This window comes from Pseudoalteromonas sp. SR41-8, assembly GCF_014163915.1.
GTDB lineage: Bacteria > Pseudomonadota > Gammaproteobacteria > Enterobacterales > Alteromonadaceae > Pseudoalteromonas > Pseudoalteromonas rhizosphaerae.
Window position 1 is genome coordinate 1 of sequence record NZ_JACJEE010000003.1, and the last position, 14,651, is coordinate 14,651.

At 40.8% G+C, this 14,651-nt stretch carries 12 protein-coding genes; 3 read left to right on the plus strand and 9 right to left on the minus strand.

Going from position 1 to position 14,651, the window contains the following annotated elements:
- Positions 1-61 precede the first annotated feature (61 nt).
- The 9 genes from pyrF to gyrA all read right to left on the minus strand — a co-directional run bounded on the left by pyrF (position 62) and on the right by gyrA (position 10,359).
- Positions 62-766, minus strand: coding sequence for an orotidine-5'-phosphate decarboxylase (pyrF, locus tag H5162_RS02915; protein ID WP_182777597.1), 705 nt, complete (start codon positions 764-766; stop codon positions 62-64).
- 49 nt (positions 767-815) lie between these two features.
- Positions 816-1,952 (minus strand): lipopolysaccharide assembly protein LapB, encoded by a 1,137-nt coding sequence (lapB, locus tag H5162_RS02920; protein ID WP_145233226.1) that lies wholly within the window; start codon positions 1,950-1,952, stop codon positions 816-818.
- A gap of 2 nt (positions 1,953-1,954) precedes the next feature.
- Positions 1,955-2,236, minus strand: coding sequence for a lipopolysaccharide assembly protein LapA domain-containing protein (locus H5162_RS02925; protein ID WP_016707217.1), 282 nt, complete (start codon positions 2,234-2,236; stop codon positions 1,955-1,957).
- Positions 2,237-2,257: 21 nt separating this feature from the next.
- Positions 2,258-2,545: an integration host factor subunit beta gene (gene ihfB, locus H5162_RS02930; protein ID WP_016707218.1), complete on the minus strand. Its 288-nt coding sequence runs from the start codon at positions 2,543-2,545 to the stop codon at positions 2,258-2,260.
- Positions 2,546-2,607: 62 nt separating this feature from the next.
- The gene (rpsA, locus tag H5162_RS02935; protein ID WP_029216020.1) at positions 2,608-4,275 is read right to left on the minus strand and encodes a 30S ribosomal protein S1; all 1,668 of its coding nucleotides are present in this window, start codon (positions 4,273-4,275) and stop codon (positions 2,608-2,610) included.
- Positions 4,276-4,368: 93 nt separating this feature from the next.
- Positions 4,369-5,079 carry a (d)CMP kinase gene (gene cmk / locus H5162_RS02940; RefSeq protein ID WP_149982486.1) on the minus strand — a complete coding sequence of 237 codons (711 nt, stop codon included), beginning with the start codon at positions 5,077-5,079 and terminating at the stop codon, positions 4,369-4,371.
- 107 nt (positions 5,080-5,186) lie between these two features.
- Complete coding sequence (gene aroA, locus H5162_RS02945; protein ID WP_182717452.1) at positions 5,187-6,464, minus strand: 3-phosphoshikimate 1-carboxyvinyltransferase; 1,278 nt, start codon at positions 6,462-6,464, stop codon at positions 5,187-5,189.
- On the minus strand, positions 6,464-7,546 hold the full coding sequence (gene serC, locus H5162_RS02950) for a 3-phosphoserine/phosphohydroxythreonine transaminase (RefSeq protein ID WP_182777599.1): 1,083 nt from the start codon (positions 7,544-7,546) through the stop codon (positions 6,464-6,466). Before serC ends, aroA begins: the two co-directional genes overlap by 1 nt.
- Before the next feature lie 113 nt (positions 7,547-7,659).
- Positions 7,660-10,359, minus strand: a complete 2,700-nt coding sequence (gyrA, locus tag H5162_RS02955; protein WP_182734225.1) for a DNA topoisomerase (ATP-hydrolyzing) subunit A — start codon at positions 10,357-10,359, stop codon at positions 7,660-7,662.
- 179 nt (positions 10,360-10,538) lie between these two features.
- Between gyrA and ubiG the strand changes: the two genes are divergently transcribed.
- From ubiG to nrdA, 3 genes are all read left to right on the plus strand, one after another.
- Complete coding sequence (ubiG, locus tag H5162_RS02960; protein WP_145233215.1) at positions 10,539-11,249, plus strand: bifunctional 2-polyprenyl-6-hydroxyphenol methylase/3-demethylubiquinol 3-O-methyltransferase UbiG; 711 nt, start codon at positions 10,539-10,541, stop codon at positions 11,247-11,249.
- Positions 11,249-11,932 carry an HAD family hydrolase gene (locus H5162_RS02965; protein WP_182777601.1) on the plus strand — a complete coding sequence of 228 codons (684 nt, stop codon included), beginning with the start codon at positions 11,249-11,251 and terminating at the stop codon, positions 11,930-11,932. The genes ubiG and H5162_RS02965 overlap by 1 nt, the downstream gene beginning before the upstream one ends.
- A gap of 401 nt (positions 11,933-12,333) precedes the next feature.
- Positions 12,334-14,616, plus strand: a complete 2,283-nt coding sequence (nrdA, locus tag H5162_RS02970) for a class 1a ribonucleoside-diphosphate reductase subunit alpha (RefSeq protein ID WP_145233211.1) — start codon at positions 12,334-12,336, stop codon at positions 14,614-14,616.
- Positions 14,617-14,651: the final 35 nt, after the last annotated feature.

The following is a 14,651-nucleotide window of genomic DNA, read 5'->3' on the forward strand; positions in this document are numbered from 1 at the left end:
CTTAGTTCTTAGTTCTTAGTTCTTAGTTCTTAGTATTAGTACTAATTAAAATAACGCTTGTTTATTTTATCGAGTCATTAATTTCTTTAAGAACTGCGACTGGGTCTGCGGCTTGCGTAATTGGGCGGCCAACAACTAAATAATCGCTGCCATCTTCAATTGCTTGCTTTGGTGTCATGATACGTTTTTGATCTCCTGCATCACTTCCCGCAGGGCGAATACCTGGCGTTACCAATTTAAAATCTTCACCTAGCTCTGCTTTTAATTTTTTTGCTTCTTGCGCTGAGCACACGACCCCGTCAAGGCCTGACTCTTTTGCAAGTTTTGCTAAATAAATCACTTGCTCTTCTGGTGTTTTATCAACACCTAAACGCTTTAGCTCGTTTTCATCCATACTGGTTAAAACGGTAACGGCAATTAATAATGGCGCTTTATCACCAAATTGCTCAAGCGCTTGTTTGGCTTTAGTCATCATTTCGACACCGCCACTGGCGTGAACATTAACCATCCAAACACCCATTTTGGCAGCTGCGGTAACCGCTTTGGCAACTGTATTTGGAATATCATGAAACTTTAAATCTAAGAATACGTCAAAGCCAAGGTCAATTAATTCTTTTACAAAAGCAGGTCCAAAATAGGTAAACATTTCTTTGCCTACTTTTAAACGACATGTATCAGGCGATAATTGCTTTACAAAGTTTAAAGCGGTTTGCTGATCATCGTAATCGAGGGCGATAAGAACTTTTTTTGAATGTTCGAGAGACATAACTTTCCTAAAACTGATTGTAGAAGTAAGTGAATATTTTTATAGAAAACTAAAAACCGTCTAAACCACGGCTCGGTACTATGGTTTCCCAATGTTTGCACGAAGGACAAACCCAATAAATTGTATGACTGGTAAAGCCACAGTGTTGACACTGAAAATCTGGCTTGGTCGCAATATAAGATGTGACCAGTTTATCTATTTGATCTAGTACATCTTTAATATCATTATTTTGTTTTGCTAATAGCTGTAATAAAAAACTAAAGCCACGAATTGTTGGCTGACGTTTTAAACTATCAGTTAAAAACTTAATTGCTTGTTCGGTATGCCCTTGCTCAAGTAATGCTTGGCAATGTTTTATTTTTATTAGCACCCCACCTTTATCAAGTAGCTGCTGTAATAATTCATGAAATTGGTGGGTTAGGTTTAATTGCTCATAACTGTGAGCTAAATCATCTATAAACAAGGGAGCAAAAAAAGTGAAACTACAGATCAGCTCACGCCAATAATAAATTGCTTTTACGTAATCTTCTTTTGCAAATGCTGATTTACCTAATTCATATAATGGGCGGATCGCTTTATGATTTAGGCTAATGGCTTTGCGCATAATTTGCGGATCATTGCTAAGCAACGCAGCTTCACAATAAAAGTTAGCAATGGCTTTGAAATGTTGCGGCTTTGAAAATAAATCACTGTGTGCTTCGAACATATTGATACCCTTTTCCCATTCGCGTGTTTGCGAATATAAATTAAGTATCGGCTCTAATGCATCACTGTGGTTGGCTTTTACTAACCACACTAAATGTTCTTCGGCGCCATCAAGCAAACCCGCCATAATATAATCTTCAGCAAGTTCAAGGCGACTAGCAGCAGCTTGTTGTTCATTAAGGCTTGGGTGTTTGAGCAGTAATTCGTGGATTTTTATTGCACGATCTAATTCACCTCGGCGGCGAAACATCGTTGCTAATGTAGAATAATGTTCAACAGAGTCAGCGGCGACTTCAAGCAAGTTGATTAAGTGCTCAAGGCCTTGATCTTCCTCTCTGTCGAGTAAAAACTTTAAGCCTTTACTGTATTCAGATGTGATCTGACGATTAAGTTGATGAGCTTGGTTTTTAGCGCTATTTTTACCCATGATCCAGCCATAACCAGCCGCAACAGGTAAAAGTAAAAACAAAAGCTCAATCATAGTTAGGTGTCTTTATTAGCAACAAGCTTATTATTATCTTTTTCAGGCGCTAATTTTTTTTTCAAACGATAGTTTTGCCACTTTAATTGCGAAAACAATTTAAAGCTAATAAAACAACCAATTGCGACACCTAAAGCAAAGCAGATACTTATTATCATTGCGAGGGGTAAAGTATTGCTGGCAATAATATAATTTATTTGCACTAACTGTGGATTTTGCGAACCAAGTACAAATGCAAAAATTAAGCATATTGCTACCAGGATAATTTTTAATACCCTAAACAAGTAACTACTCCAACTAAGTAACTAGGCAATGCTCGCGTTTACGCGATCTCGTAACTCTTTGCCTGGTTTAAAATGTGGTACGTGCTTACCTTCTAACTCAACCGTGTCGCCAGTCTTTGGATTACGACCTGTGCGAGGTGAACGAAAGTGTAATGAGAAACTACCAAAGCCACGGATTTCAATACGATCTGAGCTTGATAATGAGCCGGCCATTTGTTCAAGAATTTCTTTAACAGCATTCTCAACATCTTTCACAGGTACATGCGCGTGTTGCTCGGCTAATTGTTCTATCAATTCTGACTTAGTCATAACGTTTCCTTAAAAAGAGATAAAGGAAGGGCAACACTGCCCTTCCAATTAAGACTGATTAATTAGTCTTTTTGTGCATTTGCGAATGCAGCTGCCATTGCGTTTTCGAACACTGGCTCTTCTTTCTTAAGCTTTTCTAGTACTTCTTTCTCTTCTGCTTCGAAAAGAGCTTTAACTGAAAGGCTTAAAGTGCGGTTCTTACGATCAACACCAACATATTTCACTTCAATTTCGTCGCCTACAGAAACAACAGTAGTTGCATCTTCAACGCGCTCTTGAGCGATATCAGCTACACGGATGTAACCTTCAACGCCTTCGATAAGTTCAACAGTTGCGCCTTTCGCATCAACTTCTGTCACTTTACCTTTAACAATAGCACCTTTTTTGTTTGCATCAAGGTAGTTATTGAATGGGTCAGCTTCGATTTGCTTAACACCTAGAGAGATACGTTCACGCTCTGGGTCAACTTGCAATACGATAGCAGTGATTTCGTCGCCTTTCTTGAATTCACGTACAGCGTCTTCGCCAGGTGTATTCCAAGAAATGTCTGAAAGGTGTACAAGACCGTCAATACCACCGTCAAGACCGATAAAGATACCGAAGTCAGTGATTGATTTGATCTTACCAGTAACTTGATCGCCTTTGTTTTGTAGACGAGCAAATTCTTGCCAAGGATTAGCAATACATTGCTTAAGACCAAGTGAAATACGACGACGTTCTTCGTCGATTTCAAGAACCATAACTTCAACAGTGTCGCCTAAGCTAACAACTTTAGAAGGATGGATGTTCTTGTTAGTCCAATCCATTTCAGAAACGTGTACTAGACCTTCAACGCCTTCTTCGATTTCTACGAAGCAACCGTAATCTGTAAGGTTAGTTACACGGCCAGAAAGTTTAGAACCTTCTGGGTAACGACCAGCGATAGCTGCCCATGGATCTTCACCAAGCTGTTTAAGGCCTAGAGATACACGAGTTTTATCTTTGTCGAATTTAAGAACTTTAACTGCGATTTCGTCGCCAACATTAACGATTTCTGAAGGGTGCTTAACACGCTTCCACGCCATATCAGTAATGTGTAGTAGACCATCAACACCACCAAGGTCAACGAACGCACCGTAGTCAGTAAGGTTCTTAACGATACCTTTAACTTCTTGACCTTCAACAAGGTTAGCAAGAAGCTCTTCACGTTCTTGTGAGTTTTCAGATTCGATAACTGCACGACGTGAAACAACAACGTTGTTACGTTTTTGATCAAGCTTGATTACTTTAAATTCAAGCTCTTTGCCTTCAAGGTGAGTTGTGTCACGTACTGGACGAACATCAACAAGTGAACCAGGTAGGAAAGCACGGATTGAATCAACTTCAACAGTGAAACCGCCTTTAACTTTACCGTTGATAACACCAGTAACAGTCTCTTGCTCTTCACATGCTTTCTCAAGACGGATCCACGCTTCGTGACGCTTCGCTTTCTCACGAGAAAGGATAGTTTCACCGAAACCGTCTTCAATTGCATCTAGTGCAACATCTACTTCGTCGCCAACAGCAACTTCTAGTTCACCAGCAGCATTTTTGAACTGCTCTGCAGGGATAGCACTTTCTGATTTAAGACCAGCATCTACAAGTACAATGTTGTTCTCGATAGAGATAACTGTACCTTTAACGATAGAGCCTTGCTCTGCTTCAAAACCCTTTAAGCTTTCTTCAAATAACTGCGCAAAATTTTCTGACATACGAATATACGTCTCATATATTATTACCAATAAGCAACCATGCTGCATGGGGTTGTTAAAATAGCACTGGCATCCTGCTGGCGCATAAATAGTTTATCGTCGCTTTGGAAGTTTACCTTCGACAATCGCTGCATCTAATAAAGTCATAACCTTATCAAACACTTGCTGTGCATTAAGCTCGCTAGTATCGAGTTCAATAGCATCGTCAGCTGGTACAAGCGGCGCAACAGCACGATTCATATCGCGGTCATCACGTGCTTGAATATCTTCTAATAGACCACTTAGTGTAACATCAAGACCGCGTTCATTCAACTCAACAAAACGTCGGCGCGCGCGTTCTTCTGCACTAGCGGTTAAATAAATTTTTAATGGAGCATCTTGGAACACCACAGTGCCCATATCGCGGCCATCGGCTATTAGCCCATTTTCAGTTCGAAATGCGCGTTGGCGCCGTAATAATGCTTCTCTAACGCGCGGTAAGGCTGCTACTTTTGAAGCGGCAGCTCCTACTTCTTCATTTCGAATTGTTGTTGATACATCTTCACCTTCCAGAATAACCTTTCCAGCGTTAGTTTGACTATCAACTAAAAACTGCACATCTAAGTTAGCAGCTAAAGGCACCAATGCCTCTTCGTTGTCTAGTGCAATTTGGTGATGAAGTGCTGCTAGTGCTAATACGCGATAAATCGCGCCACTATCCAGTACATCCCACCCTAATTTATCGGCTAACAAGCGACAAACAGTTCCTTTACCTGAACCACTTGGGCCATCAACGGTGATCACGGGCATTAATAACGCCTGCATTTAAACCTCCTGCAATGCACACCAAAATAAAACTGCGACATTATACGTTACTTAATTAAATATATCCGCTTTTTGTATGTAACTTTTTATATTTCAACTTTAGTCATTTATTGACTAACCGATGCTAGTACATTGAAAAATGTTGGAAATGTCTTGTATGTACACTTAGGATCATTGATAGTTATTGGCTTGCCGCCTACCGCTACCATGGCAAAACACATCGCAATACGGTGGTCGTCATAGGTATCAATCGCCACATCGTTAAAGTGTTTTGGCGGTGTTATTTCGATGAAATCTTCACCTTCAATAACCTCTGCACCGACTTTACGCAGCTCTGTCGCCATTGCATGTAAACGGTCAGTTTCTTTTACGCGCCAGTTATAAATATTACGAATAGCGGTTGGACCATCTGCAAATAACGCCACTGTTGCAAGGGTCATCGCCGCATCAGGAATAGCATTGGCATCGATATCAACACCTTTTAATTCACCTTTACGTACCACTAAGCGCTCGTCATACCAATCTATTTTAGCACCGACCTGCTCCATCACTTTTGCAAAGCCAATATCGCCTTGCACAGATTTGGCACCTACACCTTTGATCTCGATTTCACCACCGGCAATTGCCGCCGCAGCGACAAAGTAAGATGCACTTGATGCATCCCCTTCAACCATAATACGCTCAACAGCTTGGTATTGCTGCGCACCTTTTACAGTAAAGGTTTTATAGTTATCGTGAGTTACCGATATGCCAAAGCGAGCCATTACATCTAAGGTAATATCAATATACGGTTTAGATACCAGCGTACCCTTAATTGTAATGCACGTATCGCCATTAAATAACGGCGCAGCCATTAATAATGCTGTAAGAAATTGGCTCGAAATACTGCCATCAATTGCAACGTTGCCGCCATTAATTTGCCCACCAACAATTTTAAGTGGCGGATAGTCTTTATTTTTTAAATAACTAACATCCCCACCGAGCGCTTGTAATGCATCAACTAGGTGACCAATTGGGCGCTCTTCCATACGTGGCTCGCCAATTAGTTCATAGTTTCCCTTCACCGCTGCTAATACCGCAGTCAGTGGACGATACGCGGTGCCTGCATTACCTAAAAACAATGGCTCAGCTGGAGTTAAAAACTGCCCGCCAACACCTTTTACAGTGGCTACAGTTTTATCATCATTAAGACTGACATCAACGCCCAATAATTTTAATGCACCAAGCATATGACGAATATCATCACTGTCTAATAAGTTTTCTACAACCGTTGTGCCTTGCGCAAGTGCCGCTAACAATAAAATACGATTTGATAAACTTTTTGAGCCAGGTAAGGTAACACTGCCATTTACTAGATTGATTGGCTCTAACCGTAACTGCTCCATTAACTGTGCTCCTTGGCAAATTTCGCCATAAAGTCAACTAACGCTTGTACACCGGCAAGTGGCATGGCGTTGTAAATACTCGCACGCATACCGCCAACAATACGGTGACCTTCAAGTGCAAGTAAGCCAGCTTCTTTTGCTTGAGCTAAAAACTGTGCATTTAAGCTTTCATCATTGAGCCAAAAAGGCACATTCATACGTGAACGACAATGCTTAGCAACCTTATTGCTATAAAATGGCGATTCATCAATAAAGCCATACAGCAGTTCGGCTTTTGCTATATTTTGCTGTTCCATGGCTTTAACACCACCGTTTTGCTCAAGCCAGTCAAATACTTCTGCCGCTAAATACCAAGCAAAAGTAGGTGGCGTGTTATACATGCTGCCTTGTTTTACTTCGAGTGCGTAATCAAATATACCTGGCTTTGCAACCCCTTCACGCTCAAGCAACGTTTTACGAATAATCACAATGGCAAGGCCTGATGGACCAATATTCTTTTGTGCACCAGCGTAAATTAAATCAAACTGATCAACATCAAATTCACGCGATAAAATAGTTGATGACATGTCTGCAACGATCGGCGCTGTTGGGTGACTTGGTACATCAAACACTTCAATGCCATCAATGGTTTCATTTGGACAATAGTGGATGTATGAAGGATCGGCTGGAAATTGCCACTCACTAACTGGTTTGATAGAAAATTGCTCATTTGTGTCATTACGGACATCAAGCTCAGCGACGGTAGTGAATTTGACCGCTTCGTCAACCGCACCTTTAGACCACACACCATTTTCACAATATACGGCGTCTTTACCTGCTTGGTGCAAGTTCAGTGGCACAGCAGCAAATTGGCCTCGACCACCGCCATGCATAAACAGCACTTCAAATTCATCGCTGATATTCATTAACCGGCGTAAGCTTGCTTCACATTGTGCCGTTAATGCTAAAAATTCTTTACTACGGTGACTGATCTCCATCACCGATACACCTAAATCTTGCCAATCAAGAAATTCTTTTTGTGCTTTTTCCATCACAGCTGGCGGTAACATTGCAGGCCCAGCACAAAAATTATATATACTCATTACCTTTCCTCATTCCAGTAATTTAACAATTGTTTTTAATTGCTAATTTTAACAATTAATTTTTTGATTTTTATAGTAAAAAAAAGCGGCCGAAGCCGCTTTAATGATTAATGTTATGCCTCTGGAGGATTATCCCCAGCGTCATCATTAACAGTGTCGACTAGTTCAACGCTTTCACCTTCGATAATAGCGTTAAGCTCATCGATTTCGATCTCTTCGATACGTTGTAAACCAACTACTTGCTCTTCGTCAATAGTTCTTATCAAAATAACACCTTGGGTATTTCGCCCAACGGTAGAAACTTCATTAACGCGAGTTCGCACCAGAGTACCTCGATTAGAGATAATCATGATTTCATCGTTATCGTCAACTTGTACAGCACCAACTACAGCACCGTTACGCTCACTTACTTTGATTGATACCACACCTTGAGTCGCACGACTCTTAGCAGGGTAGTCACTGAGCAATGTACGCTTACCGTAGCCGTTTTCTGTCACGGTTAAGATAGCACCATTCGTCTTAGGTACAATTAATGATACAACACGTTGCCCTTCAGGCATCTTAATACCACGAACACCTGTTGCAGTACGGCCCATCTGACGAACACCCTTAAACTTGATTTCCGGGTTACCGTTTTCATCAAGTACTGGGTTGCCATTTTCATCTAAAACAGGTGATTCTTCTGCTTCTTTAAAGCGAACAACTTTACCAGCATCAGTAAACAACATGATTTCGTTGCTACCATCAGTGATATCGACACCAATCAAGCTATCACCGTCGTTTAAGTTAACGGCAATAATACCGCTAGCACGTTGACGACTATACGCAGTCAATGGTGTTTTCTTCACGGTACCGAATGCAGTTGCCATAAAGATGTATTTATTTTCTTCATACTCACGTACTGGCAAGATAGCCGTAATACGTTCGTCTGCTTCAAGCGGCAATAAGTTTACAATTGGCTTACCACGGGCTGCACGACTGGCAAGTGGTAATTGATACACTTTAAGCCAATATAAGCGACCCGCCGTTGAGAAACAAAGAATCGTGTCGTGAGTATTAGCAACTAGTAGACGTTCAATGAAATCTTCATCTTTCATCTTGGTTGCTGATTTACCTTTACCACCACGACGCTGTGCTTCGTAATCAGACAATGGCTGATACTTCACATACCCTTCGTGAGATAGGGTTACTACTACGTCTTCTTCAGTGATCAAGTCTTCAAGACTAATATCATGAGCCGCAGCATTAATTTCAGTACGACGTTCGTCGCCGTATTGCTCTTTAATTTCAACTAACTCATCGCGGATAACTTCCATTAAACGCTCAGGATTAGCAAGAATATATAAAAGCTCGGCAATTAAATCTAATAACGTTTGGTATTCGCTTAGAATCTTTTCATGTTCAAGACCAGTAAGCTTGTGTAAGCGTAAATCTAGAATTGCTTGGGCTTGTTGCTCAGAAATATAATACTGACCATCACGAATCCCTAAGTCATCCGCTAACCAATCTGGACGGGCAACATTTGCTTCACCGGCTTTTTCAAGCATGGCTTTCACATTACCTAATTCCCACGGACGGCTAGCAAGTGCTACTTTAGCTTCAGCTGGCGTTGGTGAGTTACGAATAAGCTCGATAATTGGGTCAATGTTAGCAAGTGCAATTGCTAAGCCTTCAAGCATGTGTGCACGATCGCGGGCTTTACGTAGGTCAAATACCGTACGACGAGTCACTACTTCACGGCGGTGAATGATGAATTCTTCAAGCATTTCTTTTAAGTTGAAACACTTAGGCTGGTTATTGATCAACGCAACCATGTTCATACCAAACACAGTTTGTAACTGAGTTTGTGCATAAAGGTTGTTTAAGATCACTTCGCCTACGTCACCACGTTTGATCTCGATAACGATACGCATACCGTCTTTATCTGATTCATCACGTAATGCACTAATGCCTTCAATCTTCTTATCTTTAACAAGCTCAGCAATCTTTTCGATTAAGCGGGCTTTATTTACTTGATAAGGGATCTCGTGAACGATGATCGTTTCACGATGGGTTTTTTCGTCAACTTCAATTTCCGCACGTGCACGCATGTACACTTTGCCACGGCCAGTTAAATAGGCTTGTTCAATGCCTTTTTTACCGTTGATAATTGCTGCAGTTGGAAAATCTGGGCCCGGAATATAATCCATTAGTTCATGAATGGTTAATTCAGGGTTTTGAATAAGTGCTAAACAGCCATTCACAACTTCAGTTAAGTTATGAGGAGGAATGTTCGTCGCCATACCTACCGCAATACCCGATGAACCGTTCACTAATAAGTTAGGAACTTTGGTCGGTAATACGTCAGGAATTTGCTCTGTACCATCATAGTTAGGTACAAAATCAACAGTCTCTTTTTCAAGATCAGCCAAAAGCTCATGAGACATTTTCGCCATACGGACTTCGGTATAACGCATTGCTGCTGCTGAGTCACCATCAACTGAACCAAAGTTACCTTGGCCGTCAACTAACATATAACGTAAAGAGAATGGCTGGGCCATACGTACGATTGTGTCATACACCGCACTGTCGCCATGGGGATGGTATTTACCAATTACATCACCAACCACACGGGCTGATTTTTTGTAAGGCTTATTCCAATCATTATTAAGCTCGTTCATAGCAAACAAAACGCGGCGGTGAACAGGTTTTAAACCATCACGTACGTCTGGTAGTGCTCGTCCTACAATTACGCTCATTGCGTAATCTAAATAGGAGTTTTTTAACTCGTCTTCAATATTGACTGGCAGAATTTCATTGGCGAAATCAGTCATTTGATATCACATTCCTTCAGTATTGACCCACGAAAGTGCCACATATGGGCGCTTGCGGGGATTTAGTTATTATTACCAAGTCATGCTACCACAATTAATTTAGATTTACAGGCGCTAAATCTTTGCGATTTATTAATTTACCCCTATATAATGGCCTGAGATTGACGAGGAAGTTTTTTATGACCGAACATCAGAATGTAGATAGTGCAGAAATTGCAAAGTTTGAAGCCATCGCTGAGCGTTGGTGGGATCGTGAAGGCGAATTTAAACCCCTTCATGAAATTAATCCATTAAGATTAGATTTTATTGCCGACAAGGCCAAAGGCTTATTCGACAAAGAAACACTCGATGTCGGCTGTGGTGGCGGTATATTAAGTGAAAGTATGGCGCGAATGGGCGCACATGTGACTGGTATTGATATGGGTCAAGAGCCGTTAACCGTTGCGAAACTGCACAGTTTAGAAACCGGTGTAAACGTTGACTATATAAAAATACCTGCCGAACAGTATGCCAGCGAACACCCTGCCCGCTTTGATACTATTACTTGTATGGAAATGTTAGAGCATGTGCCAGACCCTGCATCTATCATTCATGCAGTAGCAGAATTAGCGAAACCTGGTGCCGATGTATTTTTCTCTACATTAAACAAAACCCCAAAAGCATATTTGTACGCAATTATCGGGGCGGAAAAATTATTGAAGATGGTGCCTGATGGAACCCATGATCACAAAAAGTTTATCAAACCAGCACAACTCATTGCATGGGCAGAACAAGCGGGCCTCAAAGTACGTGCTAGTGCGGGATTGAGTTATAACCCTTTATCAAAGCAGTACAGCTTAAATACCGATGTAAGCGTTAATTATATTCTGCATTTTGAGAAACTAGCGTAATGGCTGGTTTTAACACAGCAACCTCCGCAATTGATTACGACGCCTTTATTTTTGATTTAGACGGTACATTACTCGATACCGCAGATGATTTAGGGGCTGCGCTTAATTACGTACTCGCTGATCATAACCAACCATTAGTAACCGCTGATATATATCGTCCTGCAGCTTCTAACGGTGCAATGGCGCTGCTTGCAGCTGGATTTGGTCAGCAATGGCACGATCACCCAAATCAAGCTGACTTACGCCGGCAGCTATTAACGGCCTACGCAGATAATATTGCCACCCATAGTCAATGCTTTACTGGAATTGCACAATTATTGATCGCGCTTGATCAACAACAGATCAAATGGGGGATCATGACTAATAAACCTGAATTTTTGACTATTCCATTAGTTGCTGCAATTGCTGAACTAAAAGATGCACAGGCAATTGTCAGTGGTGACACCCTCGATATCGCTAAACCATCTCCTTTACCTTTACTGCATACAGCCCAACTGTTAGATGTTGATCCGAGTCGTTGTTTGTATATCGGTGATGCGCAGCGTGACATAATTGCAGCCAAGGCTGCAAACATGCACAGCGCTGCTGCGTTGTGGGGCTACATCCCTAGTGAAGCTGAAGCATTGAGTTGGCAAGCCGATTTTAATTGGCAATCACCTATTGATGCATTTAACCATATATAGTGCCATGTTAAATTTTAACCACTACATATTGTGATCGTGTTACTTTTTGCACATTGTTTGTTGATAAAAAAAGCAGCCAAAATTTATTTTTAAAATGCGTAAATTTAATCGATCATCAGTTGATTTTTATAAATTTCATTTTAATCAGATGGTCAAAGGTTAATGGCTACTAACACAAGCGTGTTATCCCAACCTTATCCACAATTAGGGGCGTTTATGCCCCTTGCAAATGATCGCATACCACACTATCTTGTGATCTAGAATTTGATGAACACCAGATGTTGTGGCTAAATGTTATTCAATTAAATTCGCGCTAATACAATTTTATTGCAATAAAAAATTTATTTTAAGAAAAATGTGTCACTAAAAAATATTATATCCCAAGGAATACAGGCAAAACTATGAACCAACAGCTATCTGTAAGCAAACGTGACGGCCGTAAAGAGTCACTTGATTTAGATAAGATCCATCGCGTTATTGCTTGGGCCGCCGAAGGTCTAAATAATGTGTCTGTCTCACAAGTTGAGCTGAAATCGCACATCCAGTTTTATGATGGTATTCGTACTGAAGACATCCATGAAACCATCATCAAAGCGGCCGCTGATCAGATCTCTAAAGAGTCGCCTGATTATCAATATTTATCAGCCCGCTTAGCTGTATTCCATTTGCGTAAAAAAGCCTATGGTCAATTTGAGCCACCGCGCTTGTATGATCATATCGTTAAGTTAGTTGAAGATAAGCGTTACGATGCACACTTACTAGCTGACTACACAGAGCAAGAAATTGATCAACTGGATGAATACCTTGATCATGGACGTGATTTAAACTTCAGCTATGCTGCTGTTAAACAGCTTGAAGGTAAATATTTAGTACAAAACCGTGTTACGGGTGAAATTTATGAAAGCGCACAGTTTTTGTATATTTTAGTTGCAGCCAGCTTGTTCTCTGATTACCCAAAAGAAACGCGTTTAGACTACATAAAGCGTTTTTACGATGCAGTGTCATTGTTCAAAATTTCATTACCTACGCCTATTATGGCGGGAGTTCGTACCCCTACGCGTCAATTCAGTTCATGTGTACTGATTGAATGCGGTGACAGCCTAGATTCAATTAATGCAACCTCATCAGCGATTGTAAAATACGTATCGCAACGTGCAGGTATTGGTATTAATGCTGGTCGTATTCGCGCCCTAGGTAGCCCTATTCGCAATGGTGAAGCATACCACACCGGTTGTATCCCGTTTTATAAGCACTTTCAAACGGCCGTTAAAAGTTGTTCGCAAGGTGGTGTCCGTGGTGGCGCAGCAACCCTGTTCTATCCACTTTGGCATCTAGAAGTTGAAAACTTATTAGTGCTTAAAAACAACCGTGGTGTTGATGATAACCGCGTTCGTCACTTAGATTACGGTGTACAGTTTAATAAACTAATGTACTCACGTTTGATCAAAGATGATTACATCACATTATTCAGCCCGTCTGATGTGCCTGGTTTATATGATGCATTTTTTGAAGATCAAGATGAATTTGATCGTCTTTACGTACAATATGAACAAGACGAGTCAATTCGTAAAAAACGTATTAAAGCTATTGAGCTGTTTTCAATGTTTGCACAAGAGCGTGCTAGCACTGGCCGCATCTATTTACAAAACGTTGACCACTGTAATACACACAGCCCGTTCATTGCTAAAGTGGCACCAATTCGCCAATCTAACTTATGTTTAGAAATTGCATTGCCAACTAAACCACTTAACAATGTTAATGATGAAGAAGGTGAAATTGCACTGTGTACGCTGTCGGCCTTTAACTTAGGTGCGATTGAGTCACTGGATGAACTTGAAGAGCTTGCAGAACTTGCGGTACGTGCACTTGATAACTTACTGGATTTCCAAGACTACCCGGTGCCAGCAGCACATAATGCAACGATGGGCCGTCGTACACTCGGAATAGGCGTAATCAACTACGCATATTACCTTGCTAAAAATGGCAAACGTTATTCTGATGGCAGTGCTAATGCATTGACTCACAAAACATTTGAAGCAATTCAGTATTACCTAATGAAAGCCTCAAATGAACTGGCTAAAGAACGTGGTGCATGTCCTAAATTTAACGAAACAACGTATTCGCAAGGTATTATGCCAACCGATACATACAAACGTGATTTGGATAAAATTTGTGATGAACCATTGCATTTAGATTGGGATACATTACGTGCCAATATTAAAGAGCATGGTATGCGTAACTCAACGTTATCTGCGTTGATGCCATCTGAGACATCGTCGCAAATTTCAAATGCAACTAATGGTATTGAACCACCACGTGGTCATATCAGTGTTAAAGCCAGTAAAGATGGTATTTTAAAACAAGTTGTACCTGAGTATGAACGCCTTAAAAATAATTATGAATTATTGTGGGATATCCCATCAAATAAAGGTTATTTAGAATTAGTGGGTATTATGCAAAAGTTTGTTGACCAAACAATTTCTGCCAATACTAACTACGATCCAAATAAGTTTGAAGGTGGTAAAGTACCAATGAAGGTCTTATTACAAGATTTACTGGGTGCTTACAAACTTGGCGTTAAAACCCTTTACTACCATAACACCCGTGATGGTGCATCTGATATGCAAGAAGATACACCAGAAGTGGAAGATGATGATTGTGCAGGCGGTGCGTGTAAAATCTAATCGGTAATAAATATAAATTGGAAGCGGGCTATACG

Bases quoted from the DNA above. Each gene is read 5' to 3' on its own strand.
- H5162_RS02965 (WP_182777601.1), top strand. From the start codon at position 11,249: ATGGCTGGTTTTAACACAGCAACCTCCGCAATTGATTACGACGCCTTT.
- cmk (WP_149982486.1), bottom strand. From the start codon at position 5,079: ATGCAGGCGTTATTAATGCCCGTGATCACCGTTGATGGCCCAAGTGGT.
- gyrA (WP_182734225.1), bottom strand. From the start codon at position 10,359: ATGACTGATTTCGCCAATGAAATTCTGCCAGTCAATATTGAAGACGAG.
- aroA (WP_182717452.1), bottom strand. From the start codon at position 6,464: ATGGAGCAGTTACGGTTAGAGCCAATCAATCTAGTAAATGGCAGTGTT.
- pyrF (WP_182777597.1), bottom strand. From the start codon at position 766: ATGTCTCTCGAACATTCAAAAAAAGTTCTTATCGCCCTCGATTACGAT.
- rpsA (WP_029216020.1), bottom strand. From the start codon at position 4,275: ATGTCAGAAAATTTTGCGCAGTTATTTGAAGAAAGCTTAAAGGGTTTT.
- serC (WP_182777599.1), bottom strand. From the start codon at position 7,546: ATGAGTATATATAATTTTTGTGCTGGGCCTGCAATGTTACCGCCAGCT.
- lapB (WP_145233226.1), bottom strand. From the start codon at position 1,952: ATGATTGAGCTTTTGTTTTTACTTTTACCTGTTGCGGCTGGTTATGGC.
- ihfB (WP_016707218.1), bottom strand. From the start codon at position 2,545: ATGACTAAGTCAGAATTGATAGAACAATTAGCCGAGCAACACGCGCAT.
- nrdA (WP_145233211.1), top strand. From the start codon at position 12,334: ATGAACCAACAGCTATCTGTAAGCAAACGTGACGGCCGTAAAGAGTCA.
- ubiG (WP_145233215.1), top strand. From the start codon at position 10,539: ATGACCGAACATCAGAATGTAGATAGTGCAGAAATTGCAAAGTTTGAA.